Genomic DNA, 19,421 nt, shown 5'->3' on the forward strand with positions numbered 1-19,421 from the left:
GCTGTGATGTGATTAGTTCCTCATCCTTTGAATTCCCAGCCGATCCACTCCAGCTGTCCGTCGCACTCGATACCGTTAAGACTGAGGCTGGTCTCAGATACTCACTCCTTGCCGGTCTCGATATTGCCCTTCACGATTTTGCGTCACGATCAGCGAATCAACCGCTCTGGGAATACCTGGCGCTGCCGAATCCCGCAGGACGAGAGAGCTCTTACACCATATCTGTGGATGCGCCCGGGATGATTGAGAAACGACTCAAGAGTGCGGAGGACTTCCGAATTCTGAAACTCAAACTCGGAGGTGAATACGATCAGGAGAACCTGGAACTGCTGGGACGTCAGCGTGGTCGCACGGTGAGAGTCGACGCCAATGGGGCTCTTGATCTGAACAACATCGAGTGGCTTGTCAGGGCAGCGCATGACCTCAAGCTCGAACTCGTCGAGGAACCTCTGACGGATCCGAAACCATCCTGCCTCGCAGAGCTTCAGAAGGAACTGAATTGTCCGATCATAATGGACGAGAGCATTAAAGATATTAATGATGTCGAGAAGTACGCCGGTAGTATCGGAGGGATAAACATCAAGCTCCAAAAAGTAGGCGGAATCAGGAATGCGCTCGCAATGATCGCCGCTGCACAATTCGCCAAGATGAGAATCATGATAGGTTGTATGCTCGAGACTTCAATAGGGATATCTGCTTCTGCGAATCTCGCCGGTCTGGCGGACTATCTCGATCTCGATAGCAGTTATCTTCTTAAAGATGAACCGTTCGAAGGTGTATACTTGAAGGATAGCAAGCTTGTTTTCCCGGATCGCCCCGGTCACGGAGCTACGGAGAGAGACAAATGAGGATTACCGGCCTTAAGATAATTTTGCGCAGGTTAGAATTCGTGTCACTATTGGTGGCAACCGTCATTGCACTATCCGCGGTCGCGATGGCGCAGGAACCACTGATCAAAGTGCAGTATCCTCGGAAGAATCAGAGCCTTCCTGCAGTAGACTCCACTTTTATCATAGGCAAAGTGACGCCGGGATCGAGCCTGGAGATCAATGGCATCAGAGTTCCTGTCCACAAAGAGGGTGGATTTCTTGCGTTCCTCGATGTCTCTGCCGGTGAATTTGAGTTTGTGCTCACTGCGAATCTGGCCGGTCTCTCTACGACACTTGTTTGGCCGGTGAGGATTGCAGACCGATATTGCGCAGTCCCCAGGGATTCCCTCGCGATACTGCATCAATATCACGTACCGACTGTGTATCAAGAGCTCGTCTCAGGTGATCTGCTGGAGGTTAGCCTCAGAGGAACGCCGGGGGGTAAAGCTTCATTCTCGATAGAGGGCGTTGCAAGAGATATTCCGATGGTGGAAAGCGGCCTGCTGTATGAAAATTCATGGGGTAGCGAGGTGTTCGGTTCGGGTGCAGTTCAGCAGGAGAGCAATGTAGCCGGCATATATAATGGAAGTCTCTACATACCGGATTCTGCGCTGGTCGACAGTGCACGCATTTTCTACAAATTGCAGGTTTCCGCAAAGCAGGTAGCGGCCGGGCGGACCGGACCTAAGGTTGCTGTGGCGGACAGTGTCTATTCGGTCGTAGAAGACACCGCATTTGGTCGTGTGACTGTTACCCGTCACGGATACCCGCGAGTCGTCGAGTTGAAAGATTCTGTGCAGTCGATCAGGACCGGACCGCGCAAAGGGTACCTGTCGATATTTCAGCCAAAAGGCGTTCGATTCGTCTGCATCGGCAAATATTCGAACTACCTCAGGTTGGCGTTGGCGCCGGGCCAGACAGCCTGGGTGCCCGACACATCGGTGATCCTGATGGCCCAGGGTACACCATCACCGCAGAGCTTCATCAGGGATCTTAGATGCACGGGTCTCGTCGACCGGGTCAGATTGCAGGTGTTTCTTGACGAAAAGCTCCCGTTCCAGGTCGAGGAACTCCTCGACGAACGCAAGTTCGTGCTTCGCGTATTCTATGGCACATCCGATACCGACTGGATTAGGTATATTCGCTCTCAGGAATTCGTGAAACGAGTCACCTGGAGTCAGGAGCAGGATGGTGTATATAGACTCGTAGTAGAGCTTGAGGACTTCAATGTCTGGGGATGGGATAGCTATTACGAAGGCAATACGCTGACACTCGACATAATCCGCGGACCCTCCAAGTTGCGATCATACAAGGACTTGAGGATCATGCTGGACCCCGGGCATTCCGCAGATCCCGGTGCTATCGGGCCTACCGGACTTACGGAGGCCGAGGCGAATCTGTCCATTGCTCTCCGGCTGGCGGAAATGCTCCGTAAGAAGGGAGCGACGGTATTTGTGACACGGGTCGACAATTCGGATGTGAAGTTGTATGACCGTCCGAAAATGACGAGAGAACACAATTGCGATATCTTCATTTCGATTCACAATAACTCTGTTCCGGATGGCATGAATCCGTATTATGCGAACGGAACGTCTGCATACTACTACAATTCTCACAGCAAGGCACTGGCTGAATCGATATTGGCGCGGATGGTCGACCGAACCGACCTGCGCGATCACGGTTTGTTCTATGCGAATTTCGCGGTGACTCGTCCTACACAGTACATCGCTGTTCTTGCGGAATGTGCATTCATGATCATTCCGGAGCAGGAGGCGGCTCTGAGGACAGAGTCATTCCAGGAGAAATGTGCCAAGGGCATTCTCGAGGGTCTCGATGATTACCTGGATTCACTCGATGATGACTGATTCTCTCCCAGTCGCTATGACTTGACTGCGCCGGCGGTTATCCCGGATACGATCTGGCGCTGGAACAGTAGAAAGACAGCTATCACAGGAATCGCCGATATTGTCGATGCCGCGAACAGCTGTGGCCAATCGATTTGCTGATACCCCTGCAAAAGTGCGAGCATGACCGGAAGTGTTCGCATTGTCTCCGATGATGTCAGGATGAACGGAAGCAAGAATGAATTCCAGTTTGTCATGAAGACTTGCACGGCAAGGACCGCCAGCACCGGTTTGCACATCGGCGCGACCACCGAGAAAAGAATTCTCAGCTCACCCGCACCATCGATGCGTGCCGCCTCTTCAAGATCGGGCGGAAGCTCTCGGATGTACTGAGTGATCAGCAGCACGGCGAGTGGATTCACGAGGAAAGGCACAATAAGGGCGAAGTAGGAATCGTACCACCCGAGGCCTTTTATCAAGAGAAATAGGGGGATGATGATTATATGCACCGGTATCATCAGGACTGCCGCCACCGACAGAAAGAGGAGCTTGTTAAACTTGAGTTTGAACCGCGCGAAAGCATAACCGACCATCAGACAGAAGACGAGATTGCCGACTGTTACGATTCCGCCGACAACGAGCGAATTTAAGATTGAACGGCTGAAACCGCTGACTTTGAGGATCGAAGAGAGATTCTCAAGAGTGAACCTGTACTCAGTCAAATTGCGAAGGAGCGAGCCCGATGCAAAACTCTCGGAGAATGTTCCGAGAAGCATCCACCAGAGTGGCAGAAGCATGCCAATGAGGATCACCAGCATGAGAATCCATGTAAGAACGTTGCGAATCTTCATTCTGCAGTGCTCCGTCCAACGCGGAAGAGCCGCATTTGTATCAGCGCGAAAATCATGATCAGGACGAACAGTATATATGCTGCCGCCGATGCATAGCCCATGTCGAACCGATGCAGCCCTCGGTCATAAACAAAATAGACAGCGGTGAGCGTTGAGTTCAACGGTCCGCCTTTGGTCATGACGAATATCTCGACGAACACCTGGAAAGACTTGATGGTATTGATCAGTATTATGTAAAGTGCCATTGGGCGCAATTGCGGGAGCGTGATCCTGATAAATGATGACCATGACGATGCACCATCGATTGCAGCTGCTTCATAATGCTCCTGCGGGATTGATTTGAGTGCGGCGAGGAATAGAAGCATATAGTAGCCGGAGGCAATCCAGATGTCCATCGCCATAATGGCAAAGAGCGCCGTTGACTCAGAGAAAAGAAAGCCACGTTCCGGCGTCGGGATGCCAACCAGGTCGCAGAGCATCGTCAGGTAGCCGCCTCTGGAGTACAGATTCGTGAAAATCAATGCTATGACAACGAGAGATGTGATAGATGGAATGAAGTATCCCGATCTGAAGAATCGTGCTCCCGGTATCTTACGATTGACCAGCAGCGCAAGAGCTAACGCAAACAGAGTCGTGAATGGAATAGTCCCGACTACGAATATCAGCGTATTGAACAATGCCTTCAGGAAGTCCGAATCCATGAAAAGATTGCGGTAGTTCGCAAAGCCGACGAAGTTGATGGTTCGACCGAGCAATTCATAGTCTGTGAGACTTAGATAGAAAGAGTAGGCGAGAGGATAGAGCCAGAATAGCAATAGAGTGATAATCCAGGGTGAAAGATACAACAGCGCAGTTCTTCGGTATGAGAGCGGTCGATTGACGGCCATATCTCTATTCCAGCAGCTTTTTGATTTCGTTGGAAGCTTTTGTCAGCGCGGTGCTCGCATCTGATTTGTGGTAGATCGCTTCTTCTACAGCTCTTTCAATGATTTCCTCAATATACACCCACTCTGGATGGAGCGGTGAGGAGCGAGCGGTCATGATCTGCTGGAGAAATATCCATCGCAGTGCGTTCGGATCCTGCATCATCTTTACTGAAGCCATGATATTCGCAGGCGTAGGACTACCGACAGCTTTGCAGAATTCGTAATCCGGTATTTCTGAGGTCAGATAGGTGGCAAGCTTAAGCGCTTCGCTTTGATAGTCGGATGCCGAGTTAACAGCAAGATATTCTCCTCCAGCGAATGATACGGACACATCACCGGAGTCAGGGACAGGAATTACCCACCCGCCGACATCGAAGGGAGGGGGCTGTTTGTCAATGCGTTTCAACAGCCAGTCGCCGGAAATTATGAACCCGAGTTCACCCGCGAGGAACTTGTCATCGAGTGCGCGTTGCGTGTCCATGTAACCGACATCTGAGAGGGAGACATAATACTCTAATGCTTCGATAGCCGGCTGTTCACCGAGCAGCGATTCGGATCCATTGTCGGAGAGTATTTCGCCGCCATTGCTCCACAGGAACGGCAGAAACTTCTTGTAGAGCCGATGCCTCTCGGCAGAGTTCGAGCCGAAACCGAAATACGGCTCTCCAAGCGCCGTTATCTGCTTAGACTGCCGCAGCAAATCTGCCCAAGTGGCTGGAGGATCTGTATTACTTTCACCGGACCGTAATAGCAGATCCTTGTTGTAATAGAGAATCCTCGTTCCGAGCAGCCACGGGATAGCGTACGCTCGGTTCTGGTACAGCGCAGGTTCCCACATCATGAATTCAGCTTGTGCGCTGTCATGGAATTCGGATATATCTGCGAGAACGCCCTGCCTCGCGAATTCGCCGATCCAGTCTGATCCCAATTCGATTAAATCGGGAGCGGTTCTGGTAGAAAACGCAACGACTATTTTCTCGTGTCCGTCGGACCACGTGAGATCGACCAGATCAACAGTCACGTTGGGGTTAAGCTCTTCATATTCGCGGATTAGTCTTTCGATGGTCGGTTTGACTTCCGGAGAAGTCCAGAACTGCCAGAAGCTGAGCCGAATCTTGTTCGAGTCGGCACTGCCTCCACAACCGGCCAGCAAGGCTACAAGACAAAGCAATGCGATCTTCTTCATAACTTACAAGAGATGCGTCCAGCCACCATGAGTCAACATTAAAATCTGTTTTTGTTGACCATAACAGCCTGCTACGTACATTTGCTATTGATAAGAAGTCTGTGTAGGAGGTGCATCGTCCGGCATTCTGTGAGGGCATTCTGGCTGCTCCTGTTCTGCGTTATATCTGCGCTGTTCTGTCCTGTCGCGAGCGCAGAATTCACTGCCATTGATACTCCTTCCGATGGTGGCGGAAGTGTGACGCTTTGTTGGTCCGCGTATGATTTCGTTGGATCATCCGCCGCAGACACCCTGACAATTTATCGGCGCAATGTAGGTTCCATCGCCTGGAAATTGATAGCTGTGGCTGCATTGAGTGATGAATCGCACTTGGACGACTCTGTGGCTGATGGGAAGCCTTACGAATACATGATAGTGGCCAGAGGCGGTGATTCCTCATCGAATCTCTACGCAGGTCCGGTCTCTGCAAGTGCGCAGTGGTATAACGCACATCGCACGACTGTGCTCATCGGCACGCTCGTATGCGTCCTCACGCTCGTGGCTGTGACACTCCTGTCGAGACGCAACAAGCCATTCTATATTCGACCGATCAAAGGGCTCGAAGCAGTCGACGAGGCCGTCGGACGGGCGACTGAGATGGGCAAGCCTGTCCTGTTCACGCCGGGTTGGGGGGGAGACATCCAGCGGCCTACCACGATTGCCGCTTTGAATATCCTTCGCTACGTGGCTGCGAAAACTGCGGAGTACCGATGCGATCTGTATTTTCCAACTCACGATCCGGTAATCATGGCTGCGGCTGAGGAAGTCGTCCGCGAATCGTATATCGAGCAGGGACAAGCCGATATGTATAATGCTGACAATGTCTTCTATACATCATCGTCGCAGCTCGGTTATGCGGCAGCGGTGGATGGCGTTGTTTCTCGATATAAACCAGCCGCGATCTTTCTCCTCGGGACCTTCGAGGGAGAGGCGCTCATTCTCGCGGAAACAGGCAATTCTGTCGGTGCCATGCAGGTGGCGGGGACCGACTCCACAATACAGCTATCGTTCTTCATGGTAGCTTGCGATTTTACGTTGATCGGAGAAGAACTCTTTGCAGCCTCCGGCTATTTGACTAAGGATGCCAAGATACTGTCATCGGTGAAAGTGCAGGACTTCCTGAAAATTGCAATTGTCGCACTGCTCTTTGCCGGTGCAATCATGGTAACATTCGGATCGAACACACTGGCAGAGTGGATCGGACGAACGTAGGATATCAACTGTGCTGAACAAGAAAATGCCATTGGCGGTTTGCTTCCTTGCAGGCGTATTCGGGCTTGTTCAGTATTTCTCTCCACATCCAATGGTAGTGTCAACATATTCGACACTACTGGACTGGGTCCAGATCATATTTGCGTTTACACTGATTGTCGGCGTGTTGTCGGTCTTCCAGATGCACTTCAAGCGGATTTCACGCCGCGAAAGATTCTGGGGTTTCAGCATAATCACACTCATGGCTATTGTGGTTATGGCTGTGGCTGGCTTTGCCGGCGGAACAGACAGTGGATCGGTCTTTGTCTGGATGTTTGACAATATGCAGGTGCCTATGCAGTCGACGGTGTTCGCGTTGCTTGCGTTCTTTGTTGCATCGGCTGCCTACCGCGGATTTCGACTTCGCAATGTTGAGGCAGGCATCCTGCTGGCTACAGCGCTCGTGATAATGCTTGGAAGGATACCGGTCGGCGAACTCATCGGTGACTTCGTTCCTGCGAGTGCGGAGTGGATACTGAATGTTCCGTCAATGGCGGCCAAGAGGGCAGTGCTGATCGGTATCGGGCTCGGCTCCATAACCACGGCATTGCGCGTGATACTCGGGATTGAGAGAAGCTATCTCGGGAGGAATTGATGGATTTGTCACGACTCGACAGGAGGATCATATATCTTTTGCTGCTGGCAGCAGTCGCGATACCGCTGACTCTCAAGGTAAACCTGCCGGTCAGTGTTGGACCGGAGACGCAAAAAGTGTATGACGCCATAGATGCTCTGCCGCAAGGCAGCAGGATCATGATCTCGTTTGATATCGAGGCATCATCGCTGCCGGAGATTCAGCCGGTCGCAATTGCGATCATCAAACATGCATTCAGCAAGGACCTTCACATTATCGGACTCGCGCTCTTCTCTGAAGGTACTGCGATTGGATATAATCTCCTGTCGTCTATCGCTCGCAGCTATGACAAGGAATATGGCGATGACTTCATATACCTGGGATACCGTCCGCAGTACGTCTCTGCCATATTGGGAATGGGGGAGAATATCAGGGATGTCTTTCCGCTCGATTATCGCAACGAGAATTGGCTCGACTTTCCGGCATTTTCTGATCTTTCCGACTACGATGATATTCCCCTTGTAGTCTCCCTTGCAGATGGCTCGCTGCCGACGTACTGGGTCGAGTATGCCGGGGCACGATACGGCCAGAAAGTGGCCACGGGCCTGACTGCCGTGATGGCAACATCCTACTATCCGTATACGGCCTCCGGTCAACTTGAAGGGCTTGTTGGTGGGTTGAAGGGCGCTTCCGAATATGAGAAGCTGCTCGGCTACAGTGGCGGCGGACAGAGGGGCATGCTTGCACAGTCATCAGGTCACCTTATGATTGTCCTCCTTGTAATTATCGCCAACCTTGCCGCCTGGAGAAGGAAGCTCTGATGGAACTCGGTACACTTGTCGCACTCGTGCTGACTCTGCTGATCTTCTCATTCCTGTATAGGGAGAATCCATTCTATCGCTTTGCTGAATATCTTCTGGTCGGCATCTCTGTAGGGTATTATCTGGTCATAATATCGAGAAACACGATTTATCCGCTGGTGATCGATAAGCTATTTCTCAGAGGCGAGATGATTGTGCTGGTACCGGTAATTCTCGGATTGATGATGTTCGCACGCCTGAATAGGCGATGGGCGTACATGTCACGATTGCCGCTCTCCTTAATGATCGGCTTTGGAGCAGGCATATCGATTCCAGCGATGCTTCAAGCACGAATCCTTAAGCAGATGTCTGCTTCGATGCAGTCTCTTTTCACGATCAATGGCATTATCATCCTGGTTGGGATTGTCACCACGACGGCGTATTTTTTCTTCTCGCGAAAGCAAGAAGGCTTTTACGGTGAGTTCACGAAACTCGGAACCTATTTTCTCATGGTCTTTTTCGGTGCGACATTCGGATATACAGTGATGTCGCGAATATCGTTACTTATTGGTAGACTTGAATTTATACTGAGAGATGCAATTGGGTTGATTTCCTGATGATATGCACCAAATGCAGCACAGCGATGAAAGAGATCAAGCGGTCTTTCCACAAGCAGCGCAAGTGGATATGCCCTAAATGCGGTGCTGTGAAATTCCAGAAGATCAGAAAGAAGTGAACCCCAACTACCGACAATTAATATGGTGACTGACAGATATTGATATGGCAGATCTAAGGGAAGTAAAAATCGGCACTTCGGGCTACTCTTTTCTTGATTGGGTAGGTGTGTTTTATCCCGATGATATCAAGAAGGGCAAAATGCTCGATTACTATGTCAATCACTTTGACATTGTCGAAATAAACTCATCCTATTATAGGATTCCACATCCGAGAGTATTTGAGAATATGGAGAAGAAGACGCCCGATCATTTTGAGTTTATGGTCAAGACTCACATGAGCGTGACGCATGATCGAAAGGACGTCATGGCGCAGGTGGATGAATTCAAAGAGAGCATTAAACCTCTTGTTGATGCGGGTAAGCTGAGAGGCCTGTTGATGCAATTTCCATTCTCATTCAGGTGGTCACAGCAGAACCTGTCATATCTGGCGCGTGCAACCGGGTTGCTTGACAGATACCCGCTCTACATTGAATTCAGACATAGGGGATGGCATCGAGACGAAGTATTTGCACTGTGCGAGAAGGCGAACATCAGTCTCTGCTCCGTCGACGGTCCTCAGTTATCCTCGCTGCCCAGGCCGGAGCTATTCGAATGCGCGCGGAGGATATATGTGCGGCTGCACGGGAGGAATGCTGAGCATTGGTGGAATGGAGGGGCGCTCAGATATGATTATCTGTATTCCGAAAAGCAACTGAAGAGCTGGATAGATAATATTCGCGAAGCGAAGAGGGCAGCCGGTGAAATGTATGTCTTCTTCAACAACTGCCATCATGGTCAGGCTGTGCAAAATGCCAAAATGTTGAAAGAGATGATCAGGCGCGAGATTGACCAGGAGAGTGACAACAAATGAAACGCAGCAGACAGATATTCTTCATAGGAGCCGCGACATTGATTATGCTTGGCTGCTATCACCGTTTCGGGTATCCATTACGGAACTTCTTTGATGCTTCATTGTGCGCTGACGCTTATCTCGCTACTGTGACAATGCCACTTACTGACACATATTTCCAGACTGAGCGAAACGTAAGTCGAAAGCCTTCCGTGAACTGCAGCGCTGCGATCGTGATTGACAACTCCACAAATGAGATTCTCTATCAGAAGAACGCTGACGCCGTTCGGTCGATCGCTTCAATCACCAAGCTGCTGACCGCTATGGTATTGATTGACCTCGACCTCGATTGGGCCGAAGTAGTCAAAGTCAGCAGAGAGGATGCGAGTAACTCAGCTCGATCCAGGTTGAAGATTGGAGAGACCTTCTATGCCAGTGATCTGTTTTACATTATGCTCATCAACTCGGACAATCGCGCAGCCCGGACGCTTGCCCGGAGTACAGGTCTGTCAAATGCTGAGTTCGTAGCGCGCATGAACCAAAAAGCAAAATCGCTCGGAATGTACGACACGGAAATATATGAGGTGACCGGCCTCGACCAACGGAATGTGTCGACAGCTATGGACTGCGCTCGACTTATTGACGCAGCGCTGAAAGTCAAGCTGATAGCTACTGCCGCTACTACCGACCGCTACAGCTACCGATCGCTGAATCACAAACGCAGACGGGACATTGTTAATACGAATAAGCTGCTTAGCTCAGGGTGGAGTGTGCTGGGTGGCAAGACCGGTTACATTCAGAAGTCAGGCTATTGCTTTGTTACGCGTCTTTGTGATGACAACAATCATGATATCACAGTTGCAGTTCTGGGTGCGCCGGGAACGAATACAAGGTTTCGCACAGCCAGAACACTTGCATCCTGGGCATTCAAGAACCTAAACCGTTTTGATCAGGAGAGCCATCATGCCGAAAGAGGAAGTGACTGATCCGGGGTCGATCGAACAGCTTCAGTTCAGTATCGACGCTGTTGGCACAATAGTCAACACCGATCTCCCCAAACTTGCACGGTCGATTGCGCAGCTTGATGAGATGCTGAACAATGTCGATGCCGGCAGAAAGAGAGACAACCTCGTGCTCAAGGAACTCGGATCGAATATACAGGATATTGATGCCAAGCTGGACATGCTCCTCGGGAAAGTAGACATGCTGGAACGACGGTTCGCGGAACTCATGATCGAAGGTTGATGGGCCGCTGGATTTGTCGGGCGACCAGATACATCCATACTCGATCATCGAGTTAGTCTGGTCTTATTCTGCATTGAATCTGCTCCTACACTCCTGCCAGACCTAAAAAGATATTGACAGATTCCGAAGAATAGATTAAATATGGTTTCCATTTGGCGCCCTAGCTCAGTTGGTAGAGCAACGGACTGAAAATCCGTGTGTCCCCAGTTCAATTCTGGGGGGCGCCATTTGTTACTCCTACGAGCCATTAGCACCTCTTCAGCCGAACATCTAAACAGGACGCCTTTGACCTGATATTGCGACCTTCTGCATAGAGAAGGAGAGAGCCTAATACTATTGACAAGCGCATTAATATGTACTAATCTTGGTGCAACTTCATTACCGAGCTGAGATCACTCTGCTCGGGTCGCTGAAGTGACAAGTTTGTGACGCGAACTACAGGCAGAAATCAGGAGTAAGCAATGCCAACTAAGTGCGCCGGGGAGATCATGATTCCCCTTCAGGACTATCCTCATATCCCATATTGGTTCACGCTGCGTCAGGCAGTAGTCGAGATCGAGAAATCTGTTATTGAGTTTCGCGGTCAGAAATCGCTTCCGCGCGCGCTGCTTGTCTTTGACGAGAAGTACAACCTGGTCGGCACCGTTAGGCGACGCGATCTCCTGCGCGGCCTTGAACCTAAATTCCTGCGTACGATGTCAATCTCCTACCGCAAGCAGCTGTTCGATGTCGAAGCCGATCCTAATCTGGTGGACATCTCCGGTGGTAAGGTAGGCCAGGCCATGAAAGAGCAATCGGCTCACCCCGTAAGCGAAATTATGCAGCCGATTGTCTCGACCGTAGACTATAATGATAATCTCGCAAAGGTCATCTATAAGATGTTGAGCAAGGACCTGCATCTTCTGCCGGTTCTGAGTGACCAGGAGATCGTCGGAGTGGTGCGGAGTGTCGATGTGTTTCACGAAGTAGCGAAGATGCTTGATTGAAGCCCTCCCCGCGAATTATGAAGAGGACATTATGAGCTGGCTTAGAGTATTCAGCAGGAAAAAACAACTTGACGAGTCAGTATCGGGCATGTTGCCACAAATGCCTGAACACATCAAGCTCGCCAAAGGCGTAGCTCAAGTAGACTGGAAGCGAATCTCCTTCATACTCCTCGGCCTATTGCTCTTTGGAGTTGTTTACTTTTCACCCGCGTGGCCGGATGCAGTCGATCCCGAAGGCAAGAACTTTGTTCTCACACGAGAAGGTAAGGCCGCTCTTGCGCTCTTCCTGCTTGCAGCAACCTGGTGGGTGTTCGAGGTGGTGCCAATCGGCGTAACCAGCATCGCAATCGGTGTTGTCCAGGCATTGTTTCTGATTCGCCCGGCAGAGATCGCATTCAAAGACTTCATGGATCCGTCGGTCTGGTTCATCATCGGCTCGGTCGTGATCGGTATGGCATTTAGCAAGTCTGGATTGACCAAACGCATGGCTTACAAGATGCTCGTGATGGTTGGCGAGAAGACGAGCATGATATATCTCGGATGCTTTGTTATGACTGCCACGATGACGCTGATAATGGCGCATACTGCCGTTGCGGCTGCAATGTTTCCGCTTCTGATGGCAATCTACGGCCTTTACGAGGAGGACGAGCGACCCACCAAATTCGGCAAAGGACTCTTCATAGGCATGGCATTTGTAGCCGGTGCGGGCAGCATCATAACACTGCTTGGAGCCGCCAGAGGCGCGGTCGCAATCGGATTCTTCAGGGATATAACAGGACGTGAGATTTCCTTCTTCGAGCTATCTGAATACATGCTGCCAGTCGGAGTAGTAATGACTATCCTGCTGTGGGGATACATAATGATATTCTTTCGTCCCGAGCGAAAGACCATCCCCGGTTTACGCGAGAGGGCCAAGGCTCTGAATGCCAGTCTGGGGCCGGTGAAGCGCGGTGAGTATCTCACCATTATCATCGTCACCACCGCGATCGCGGTGATGAGTCTGAGATCGTTCATCCCGGGTCTCGATCTGATCAACAAGAGTGCCATCATTCTGGTCGCTACGATTCTCTTCTTTATGTTTAAGATTCTGACAATCAAAGACCTTGAGGAGATTCCGTGGAATATTGTTCTGCTGTTCGGTGGGGCGATGAGTATCGGATTCTGCCTGTGGCAGACAGGCGCAGCACAGTGGCTCGCTATCGAATGGCTGACTCTTCTCAAAGATGCGACTTGGTTCATATTTGTGATGGGAATTGCTCTGTTCGTGTTGGTAATGACGAATCTGATCATGAACGTCGCGGCGATCGCGATTTCGCTGCCGGTGGCGCTTGTGATCGCGCCATATCTTGGCGTGGCGCCCGAAGTTGTCCTCTTTAGCTGTCTCGTTACCGCCGGCATGCCATTTTTGCTGCTGGTGGGCGCGGCTCCCAATGCCATTGCGTATGAGAGTAGACAATTCTCCAGCGGAGAGTTCTTCAAAGCGGGCATTCCCGCGAGCGTGGTGCTGATGCTTGTTCTTGCGCTCTTCGTCGCTGTGATCTGGCCTATGATGGGGATGCCGGTGACGGTTTCGTGAGGGGCTAGAAGACATCTACGCGGATGACCCCCCTTTCCTTGGGCATGAGAAATTCATTGCTCCTGCTTTCACATCTCTTACGACTGTCGCGCTGTCTTCACTCGTACCTCGCCAAGAGCATCTAGGCCCGACCCGGTACCTTAGTCCCCTCTATGTATGGCTTGTAACGCATGTCCATGACAATAATGTGGTCTATCCACCAATCCTTCAGGAAGGACATCGCTTCTTGAGAAATGCCTTCCTCGTTTTGCAGGGATCGATCGCGCAGTTCCTGCGTCTTCCGGGCAAGGCAACGATGAAGATGTCTGTGCCTTTCCGATTCCGGGAAGCGAGCCTCCTCCATAAGTCGCTCTTCTCGCTCAAAATGAGATAGGATGTATTCAAGCAGCCTGTCGAGTATCCTCCTGATTTCCGAGCGATCGGTTTTCATCTGTATGGCTGTGTAAAGATCGTTGATGATGGAAATGATAGCCTTGTGATCGTTGTCAAGATCAAGGTTTCCGACACCGTAGCGATCGTGCCATTTGACGAAAGTCCTGGTATTCATCGTGCCCCTTTCTGCGAAGTGCCTGGTAGTCCTGCTCTAGCGTACCTGTGAAAGCAAACTAGTTTTCTATGCTTGTTGTCTGCTTTGCAAGATTGAAACAGACCAATTCTCCGCGTCAATTTCAAAAACTCAGAATCCCAACAATCCTATGGAGATCCCAGTATCGCCGGATGGCGACATGATGACATCTCCCCTTTTGTATTATTCGTCATTTGATCAGATTTCCTTAGGCCGGGCTGAGATGTGTTCAGGCTCGATGCGTTCTCGGGCTGAAGACACAAAAAAGAGCCACCGAGCAGAATCGAACTGCTGACCTGACGATTACGAATCGTCTGCTCTACCAGCTGAGCTACGGTGGCCTCATTTAAACCTATCGGCCGTACAATAAAAAAGCCACGGTCTATTTACGCAACCGAAAAGTACTCCACCGCTCGCTTTTTTCGATGTCAGAGCCCGAAACAATCCCGAAAGCGTTGTCATAACGTGGCTATATTCACGAGTACCAGAGCTGTCAGATGTGCAGGCAATCGCTGCATAGGTAGAGGATCAGATGTAGAAGACAAATAAAAAGAGGGTGCCTTCTGGTAGGGTAGAGGGGGCTAGGAAACTACCCAGGGACAGCAGAGGAACACCCTCAAAATCTTCATCAACAATCTACATAAGAGCGCTTGTTTGTCAAGTCATTTTTTCTTCAGTTGCTTCAATATTTGGACCGAGCTCTTTGGCGGCAAGACCGCCATCTTAAGTGACAGTTCCAGAGGTGAAACGTTGCAGTGCAGGTGCTTTCTGACGCTATCTGATCTGCCGTAATAGATTGGATCGAGCCAACTTACTGACAATCAACTCGCAGGCAAAAACAGGGGTATCGTGAGTCTCTGCTTCTGAGGATCGTTCGTCTCCAGAGTGACCGAGTACCATGCGTCCTTCTGAGACTCGCGAGTCGATCTCAGCTTGATAATCAAATCGATAGACTGACCAGGCTCGATACTCGCTCTGGATAACTTGGCTTCCAGATACGGCTCTGAGCTAGAGACAATATCGACACCGATTGGTGCATCGCCAGTGTTAGAGAGCTTGACTTGATACGAGCTGCCGATCTTCTCTCTCTCTTCCAGTGACGACTCGACAACAGCGGGAGTCGCGCTAAGCAATGGATGCACGCGGTCGACGAGGGCGGAGAAATATATTTCGGTAAAGGGGTCAGTGGGATCGTTGGAGAGTACGGAAACCTTCTTTGTTATCTTGCCATGGAACTTCTTGGAATCGAAGAAGATATCGAGTTGTGAGCTGTCGCCCGGGCCGACGTCGGACTTGGACAGCGGAGCATATGTGCAGCCACACGATGGAGTAACTTTGATTATTCGCAGCGTGTCCGTGCCTTTGTTCTCGATATTATAAGTGTGTGTAACCTTGGCTCCTTTAGGCATGCAGCCGAAATCAAAATTGTGTTCGCTGAAATCAATCGTAGCATTTAGAGGCTTCTCGAGCTGCTGCCCAGAGACTGAGACAATCATAACCGACATGACCAGCGAGATCGCCAGAAGTGTGATTTTGCATATTGTTGCGTACATACTAATCCTCCTGATGCCCATTGAATCTACCGTACTTCTTCGATCTTCTCACTCTCTCCAACATCGGACAGCATCCCATGTTCTTTCATCCATTCATCATTATACATTTTGGACAGGTATCTGATTCCTCCGTCGGCCAGAATAGTCACGACTACATCGTTCTCCGAGAGATTGCCGCAGCACTGCCGGATTGCCCAGAGCACCGCTCCTGATGAACCACCAGCAGAGATACCTTCGCTACGGCAGAGTTCGCGAGCCATTCTGAAAGCGTCTCTGTCGTCAACCTGTACAACGTCATCCACATATTCTTTCAGGAACGCCTTGGTGATAACATCCGTCCCGATGCCCTCGACTTTGTACGGGCGGGGATTCGGAATCGGCTCGCTGTTCATGTATGCCGCGAATAGTGAACCCTTCGGATCGACACCGATTGTGACGATATTCGCGTTCTTCTCTTTGAGGAATTTGGAGGCACCGGAGATTGTTCCGCCGGTTCCGATGCCGCAGACGAAATGCGTGACCCTGCCATCGGTGTCTCTCCAGATCTCAGGCCCCGTAGTCATGTAATGCCCCTCGACATTGACCTGGCTGTCATACTGATCCATATAGAAATGTCCAGGTCTGCTCCCAAAAGTCTTGGCCTGCATGTAGAAGCTCGACGGGTCGTCATGCGGCACGTCGGACGGTGTAACGACAATCTCTGCACCGAACGACTTGATCAGATCGCGCTTCTCCTTGCTGGTCTTCTCGGGCGTCGTGAACAGCGATCTGTAACCTTTCGCCGCAGCCACCATAGCACCGCTGGAGCCTGTATTTCCGGACGTGTTGTCCACAATCACGTCATTCGGCTTCAGAAGACCATGTTTCTCTCCGTGCGTGATAATGTAATACGCCATCCGATCCTTGATTGACCCGCTTGGATTTAAGAATTCCAGCTTAGCGAGGATTATAGGCTTCAGATCTGCGACAGTTTTCGTTAGTCTGACCATAGGCGTGTTGCCAATCAGGTCACAGATGTTCTCGGCGTATTTCACTTCTGGTCCTTCTCCCTATCGGGGTCAAACGGCTCCACATGGATCATTACATCCTGCAGCTTGTCAAGGACTTGTCGCAGTGTCATTTTCAGAGCAGTTGCAATGTCGTGTCCCTGGTGAACCGTTAGGTCTCTATCTACCATGATCTTGAGATCGGCGATGTATGTCGGTCCGGATGATCTCACCTTTATCTCTCTTACATGTTTTACACCGTCATGCGCAAGTGCAGTTTCAAGAATCTTTAGTCTGATAGCTGGATCCGGCGCCCCACCCATCAGAAAGTGGAGGTTGTTCTTGAGAAGATTTACGGCATTCTTGAGAATCAGGAATCCAATCCAGAATCCGGCGATCGGATCAAGCACGGGAAAACCGATCTGAGCAACCACTATGCCGATCAGCGCCCCGGAAGATGCATAGACATCGGCGCGATGATCGTACGCGTTCGCAATCACGGCTGGTGAGTTGGCCTTCCGGCCAGCACGAATAGTCCATTGATACAGGATTTCCTTGACGACTATCGTAAATGCTGCCACCGCGGTTGCCAGTTTTCCTGGTACTGTATAATCCTTGTCGATTATTACGTGGACTGCGCTGTAGCCAATGTAGATGCCGGTGATAACCAGCAGAGTCGACACGAATAGCGCAGCGATTGTATCTGCATGACCATGGCCGTATGGATGTCCCTCGTCGGCGGGACGTTTTGCGATTCTGATCCCTATCCAGACGACCGTATTGCCCACGATATCCAGCAGTGAATTGATGGCATCGGCAAGAAGCGCTCTGCTATGACCGAACACCCCGCCAACCACCTTCAACTGGAAGAGAAGGATGTTTACTATCAGTGAAAATCGAGTAGTGTTTTCTGCTGTCAACGCGAATATGTTCATGTTGAAAACGGTGCGAAGTTCTGTAACTGCAACGCAGATACGGTTGCTGAATTCACTCCGGAACTGTTGTTCTCCTTAGGCGGATATGTACGGAATTGAGGCGAGCAGCGCAACCAGAATCGATATGGATCTGATCGAGTCAGAATTCTGATGTCTATCAAGAACGAGTTCAGATTCCCGGTGCGAACTGTGGATCGATGAACAAAAAAGGCCGCATCTCATAATGCGGCCTTCAAATTCTCTGAATCAATGAGCACCAAAAGCGTCTCTGCTATTGATAATCTATCGCTTCTGCCTCGAAATACTCCTTCAATTGAGCCGTGATCTGCTGAGCCTGCTGACGCATTTTCGTCACAGAGCCGCTCTTGTAGCTGGAGGTCAGCTTGAGGAACTGCGAGTAAGCCTGGTATGCCTCGACATAGTCCTCCTGCGTTTCCATGGCCTGTTTTGCAATCCCGAGATTATAGAATGACTGCCAGTGAGTCTTGTCCAGCTTTGACGATTTCGCAAACTCATCGGCAGCCTTATTATATTCTTTGTCGGCAAGGTAGAGGCTCCCGAGCTGGAAGTGAGCCATAGCGTAATTGGGGTCAGCCTTTGTCGCCTTATAATAGGTCGTGATAGCTTCAGTCTTCTTGCCGACCTCCTGATAGCACTTTGCGAGGCTTGTCAATGCTCTGGTATCTGTATGACTTTCAGGAAGATAGGCATTGAATTTCTCGATAGCTTTCTCCCACTTGTCGGCTTTGTAATACAGGTTCGCGTACCCCTTGAGAAGCTCGGTGTCTCTGTCTTTGATCTTGAGTCCCGCATCAAAAGCGGCTGCTCCGGTAACCAGATCGCCTGCCTCAACGCAGGCATAACCGAGGTTCTTGAAACCATCATAGCTGGATGGCTCCAATTCGGTGTACTTCTTGAAATTATCAATCGCGTTTTTGTAATCCTCCTGACCGAAGTAGATAACTCCAAGGTTCAGGTAAGGATCGGCAAATGCTGCGTCGGCGGCAATCGCTGCTTTGTAATTTGTGATAGCTCCCGCCTGATCACCTTTGCCCTCCGCCTCGATTCCAGCGTTGAACTTCTCTTTGGCAGCGTTATCCTGAGCGAGGGAAGGTACCGCCAGAAAGATGCACACTCCCAGCAGAGTCGCGGTGAAAATCGAGATGTGGTTTCCAAAATGCTTCATTTCTCTTTCCTCTTTATTTCTGCTTCAGACTTTCCCGATAGTCATTAAGGTTCTTTCTGATTTCATCATCGTTCAGTGCCAGTATTCTCGCTGCGAGGACCGCTGCATTGATTGCTCCCGGCTTGCCGACAGCAACGGCAGCCACCGGAATTCCGGGCGGCATCTGTACTACAGACATCAAAGCGTCCATTCCGTTCAACGCCGATCCATCCAATGGCACTCCTATCACCGGAAGGCTTGTATGGGCCGCCACTACTCCCGGCAGCGCCGCAGACATTCCGGCAAGGCAGATCACTACTTTAAAACCGTTCGCTTCCGCCTCACGTGCGAGATCGGCTGTCCGGTCAGGGTCCCGGTGAGCGGAACTGTATTCGGTCTCAAACCCGATGCCGAGCTTTATCAGGTATTCCTCAGACCGGTCCACGGCCTCGGAATCAGACCTCGACCCGGCTATAATTAATACTTTCTTATCCATCGAATGTT

20 protein-coding genes and 2 tRNA genes are annotated in these 19,421 nt (G+C 50.6%); 12 read left to right on the top strand and 10 right to left on the bottom strand.

What is annotated here, in order from left to right:
• Together KKH67_15310 and KKH67_15315 are read left to right on the top strand one after the other, a co-directional pair.
• The coding region (locus tag KKH67_15310) for a hypothetical protein (GenBank protein MBU1320547.1) at nucleotides 1-848 on the top strand (848 nt) is incomplete at its 5' end.
• The gene (locus KKH67_15315; GenBank protein ID MBU1320548.1) at nucleotides 845-2,734 is read left to right on the top strand and encodes an N-acetylmuramoyl-L-alanine amidase; all 1,890 of its coding nucleotides are present in this window, start codon (nucleotides 845-847) and stop codon (nucleotides 2,732-2,734) included. The genes KKH67_15310 and KKH67_15315, both read left to right, overlap by 4 nt.
• 14 nt (nucleotides 2,735-2,748) lie before the next feature.
• On the opposite strand, the gene KKH67_15320 is transcribed toward KKH67_15315, so the two are convergent.
• Genes KKH67_15320 through KKH67_15330 form a run of 3 tightly spaced genes read right to left on the bottom strand, consistent with a single transcriptional unit; the run spans nucleotide 2,749 to nucleotide 5,676 of the window.
• Complete coding sequence (locus tag KKH67_15320) at nucleotides 2,749-3,564, bottom strand: carbohydrate ABC transporter permease (GenBank protein MBU1320549.1); 816 nt, start codon at nucleotides 3,562-3,564, stop codon at nucleotides 2,749-2,751.
• Nucleotides 3,561-4,451: a sugar ABC transporter permease gene (locus KKH67_15325; GenBank protein MBU1320550.1), complete on the bottom strand. Its 891-nt coding sequence runs from the start codon at nucleotides 4,449-4,451 to the stop codon at nucleotides 3,561-3,563. Before KKH67_15325 ends, KKH67_15320 begins: the two co-directional genes overlap by 4 nt.
• Before the next feature lie 4 nt (nucleotides 4,452-4,455).
• Complete coding sequence (locus tag KKH67_15330) at nucleotides 4,456-5,676, bottom strand: extracellular solute-binding protein (GenBank protein ID MBU1320551.1); 1,221 nt, start codon at nucleotides 5,674-5,676, stop codon at nucleotides 4,456-4,458.
• Between the two features lie 237 nt (nucleotides 5,677-5,913).
• Here KKH67_15330 and KKH67_15335 point away from each other — a divergent pair, with 237 nt between their 5' ends.
• The 10 genes from KKH67_15335 (at nucleotide 5,914) to KKH67_15380 (ending at nucleotide 13,713) form a co-directional block, all read left to right on the top strand.
• Nucleotides 5,914-6,927, top strand: a complete 1,014-nt coding sequence (locus KKH67_15335) for a hypothetical protein (GenBank protein MBU1320552.1) — start codon at nucleotides 5,914-5,916, stop codon at nucleotides 6,925-6,927.
• A gap of 10 nt (nucleotides 6,928-6,937) precedes the next feature.
• Nucleotides 6,938-7,561 (top strand): hypothetical protein, encoded by a 624-nt coding sequence (locus tag KKH67_15340; GenBank protein MBU1320553.1) that lies wholly within the window; start codon nucleotides 6,938-6,940, stop codon nucleotides 7,559-7,561.
• A complete protein-coding gene (locus KKH67_15345; GenBank protein MBU1320554.1) occupies nucleotides 7,561-8,361 on the top strand; it encodes a hypothetical protein in 801 nt (266 codons plus the stop codon). The genes KKH67_15340 and KKH67_15345 overlap by 1 nt, the downstream gene beginning before the upstream one ends.
• Entirely contained in the window at nucleotides 8,361-8,957 is a 597-nt protein-coding gene (locus tag KKH67_15350) for a hypothetical protein (protein ID MBU1320555.1), read from the top strand. Before KKH67_15345 ends, KKH67_15350 begins: the two co-directional genes overlap by 1 nt.
• A 163-nt stretch (nucleotides 8,958-9,120) precedes the next feature.
• Nucleotides 9,121-9,927 carry a DUF72 domain-containing protein gene (locus KKH67_15355; GenBank protein ID MBU1320556.1) on the top strand — a complete coding sequence of 269 codons (807 nt, stop codon included), beginning with the start codon at nucleotides 9,121-9,123 and terminating at the stop codon, nucleotides 9,925-9,927.
• On the top strand, nucleotides 9,924-10,892 hold the full coding sequence (locus tag KKH67_15360) for a serine hydrolase (protein ID MBU1320557.1): 969 nt from the start codon (nucleotides 9,924-9,926) through the stop codon (nucleotides 10,890-10,892). Before KKH67_15355 ends, KKH67_15360 begins: the two co-directional genes overlap by 4 nt.
• Complete coding sequence (locus KKH67_15365) at nucleotides 10,870-11,151, top strand: hypothetical protein (GenBank protein MBU1320558.1); 282 nt, start codon at nucleotides 10,870-10,872, stop codon at nucleotides 11,149-11,151. Before KKH67_15360 ends, KKH67_15365 begins: the two co-directional genes overlap by 23 nt.
• A gap of 154 nt (nucleotides 11,152-11,305) precedes the next feature.
• Nucleotides 11,306-11,378, top strand: a tRNA-Phe gene (locus KKH67_15370).
• A gap of 234 nt (nucleotides 11,379-11,612) precedes the next feature.
• Nucleotides 11,613-12,137 carry a CBS domain-containing protein gene (locus tag KKH67_15375; GenBank protein MBU1320559.1) on the top strand — a complete coding sequence of 175 codons (525 nt, stop codon included), beginning with the start codon at nucleotides 11,613-11,615 and terminating at the stop codon, nucleotides 12,135-12,137.
• A 100-nt stretch (nucleotides 12,138-12,237) separates the two neighbouring features.
• Nucleotides 12,238-13,713, top strand: a complete 1,476-nt coding sequence (locus KKH67_15380; protein ID MBU1320560.1) for an SLC13 family permease — start codon at nucleotides 12,238-12,240, stop codon at nucleotides 13,711-13,713.
• 121 nt (nucleotides 13,714-13,834) lie between these two features.
• On the opposite strand, the gene KKH67_15385 is transcribed toward KKH67_15380, so the two are convergent.
• The 7 genes from KKH67_15385 to purE form a co-directional block, all read right to left on the bottom strand.
• Nucleotides 13,835-14,260, bottom strand: a complete 426-nt coding sequence (locus KKH67_15385) for a bacteriohemerythrin (GenBank protein MBU1320561.1) — start codon at nucleotides 14,258-14,260, stop codon at nucleotides 13,835-13,837.
• A 286-nt stretch (nucleotides 14,261-14,546) separates the two neighbouring features.
• Nucleotides 14,547-14,619 (bottom strand) — tRNA-Thr (locus KKH67_15390).
• Nucleotides 14,620-15,099: 480 nt separating this feature from the next.
• Nucleotides 15,100-15,831 (bottom strand): DUF1573 domain-containing protein, encoded by a 732-nt coding sequence (locus KKH67_15395; GenBank protein ID MBU1320562.1) that lies wholly within the window; start codon nucleotides 15,829-15,831, stop codon nucleotides 15,100-15,102.
• 26 nt (nucleotides 15,832-15,857) lie between these two features.
• Nucleotides 15,858-16,865 (bottom strand): cysteine synthase family protein, encoded by a 1,008-nt coding sequence (locus KKH67_15400; GenBank protein MBU1320563.1) that lies wholly within the window; start codon nucleotides 16,863-16,865, stop codon nucleotides 15,858-15,860.
• Nucleotides 16,862-17,752: a cation diffusion facilitator family transporter gene (locus KKH67_15405; protein ID MBU1320564.1), complete on the bottom strand. Its 891-nt coding sequence runs from the start codon at nucleotides 17,750-17,752 to the stop codon at nucleotides 16,862-16,864. The genes KKH67_15400 and KKH67_15405 overlap by 4 nt, the downstream gene beginning before the upstream one ends.
• Nucleotides 17,753-18,023: 271 nt before the next feature.
• Complete coding sequence (locus KKH67_15410; GenBank protein MBU1320565.1) at nucleotides 18,024-18,938, bottom strand: tetratricopeptide repeat protein; 915 nt, start codon at nucleotides 18,936-18,938, stop codon at nucleotides 18,024-18,026.
• A 13-nt stretch (nucleotides 18,939-18,951) separates the two neighbouring features.
• A complete protein-coding gene (purE, locus tag KKH67_15415; protein MBU1320566.1) occupies nucleotides 18,952-19,413 on the bottom strand; it encodes a 5-(carboxyamino)imidazole ribonucleotide mutase in 462 nt (153 codons plus the stop codon).
• Nucleotides 19,414-19,421 lie beyond the last annotated feature (8 nt).

This window comes from Candidatus Zixiibacteriota bacterium (assembly GCA_018820315.1).
In the GTDB taxonomy this organism is placed as follows: domain Bacteria; phylum Zixibacteria; class MSB-5A5; order JAABVY01; family JAHJOQ01; genus JAHJOQ01.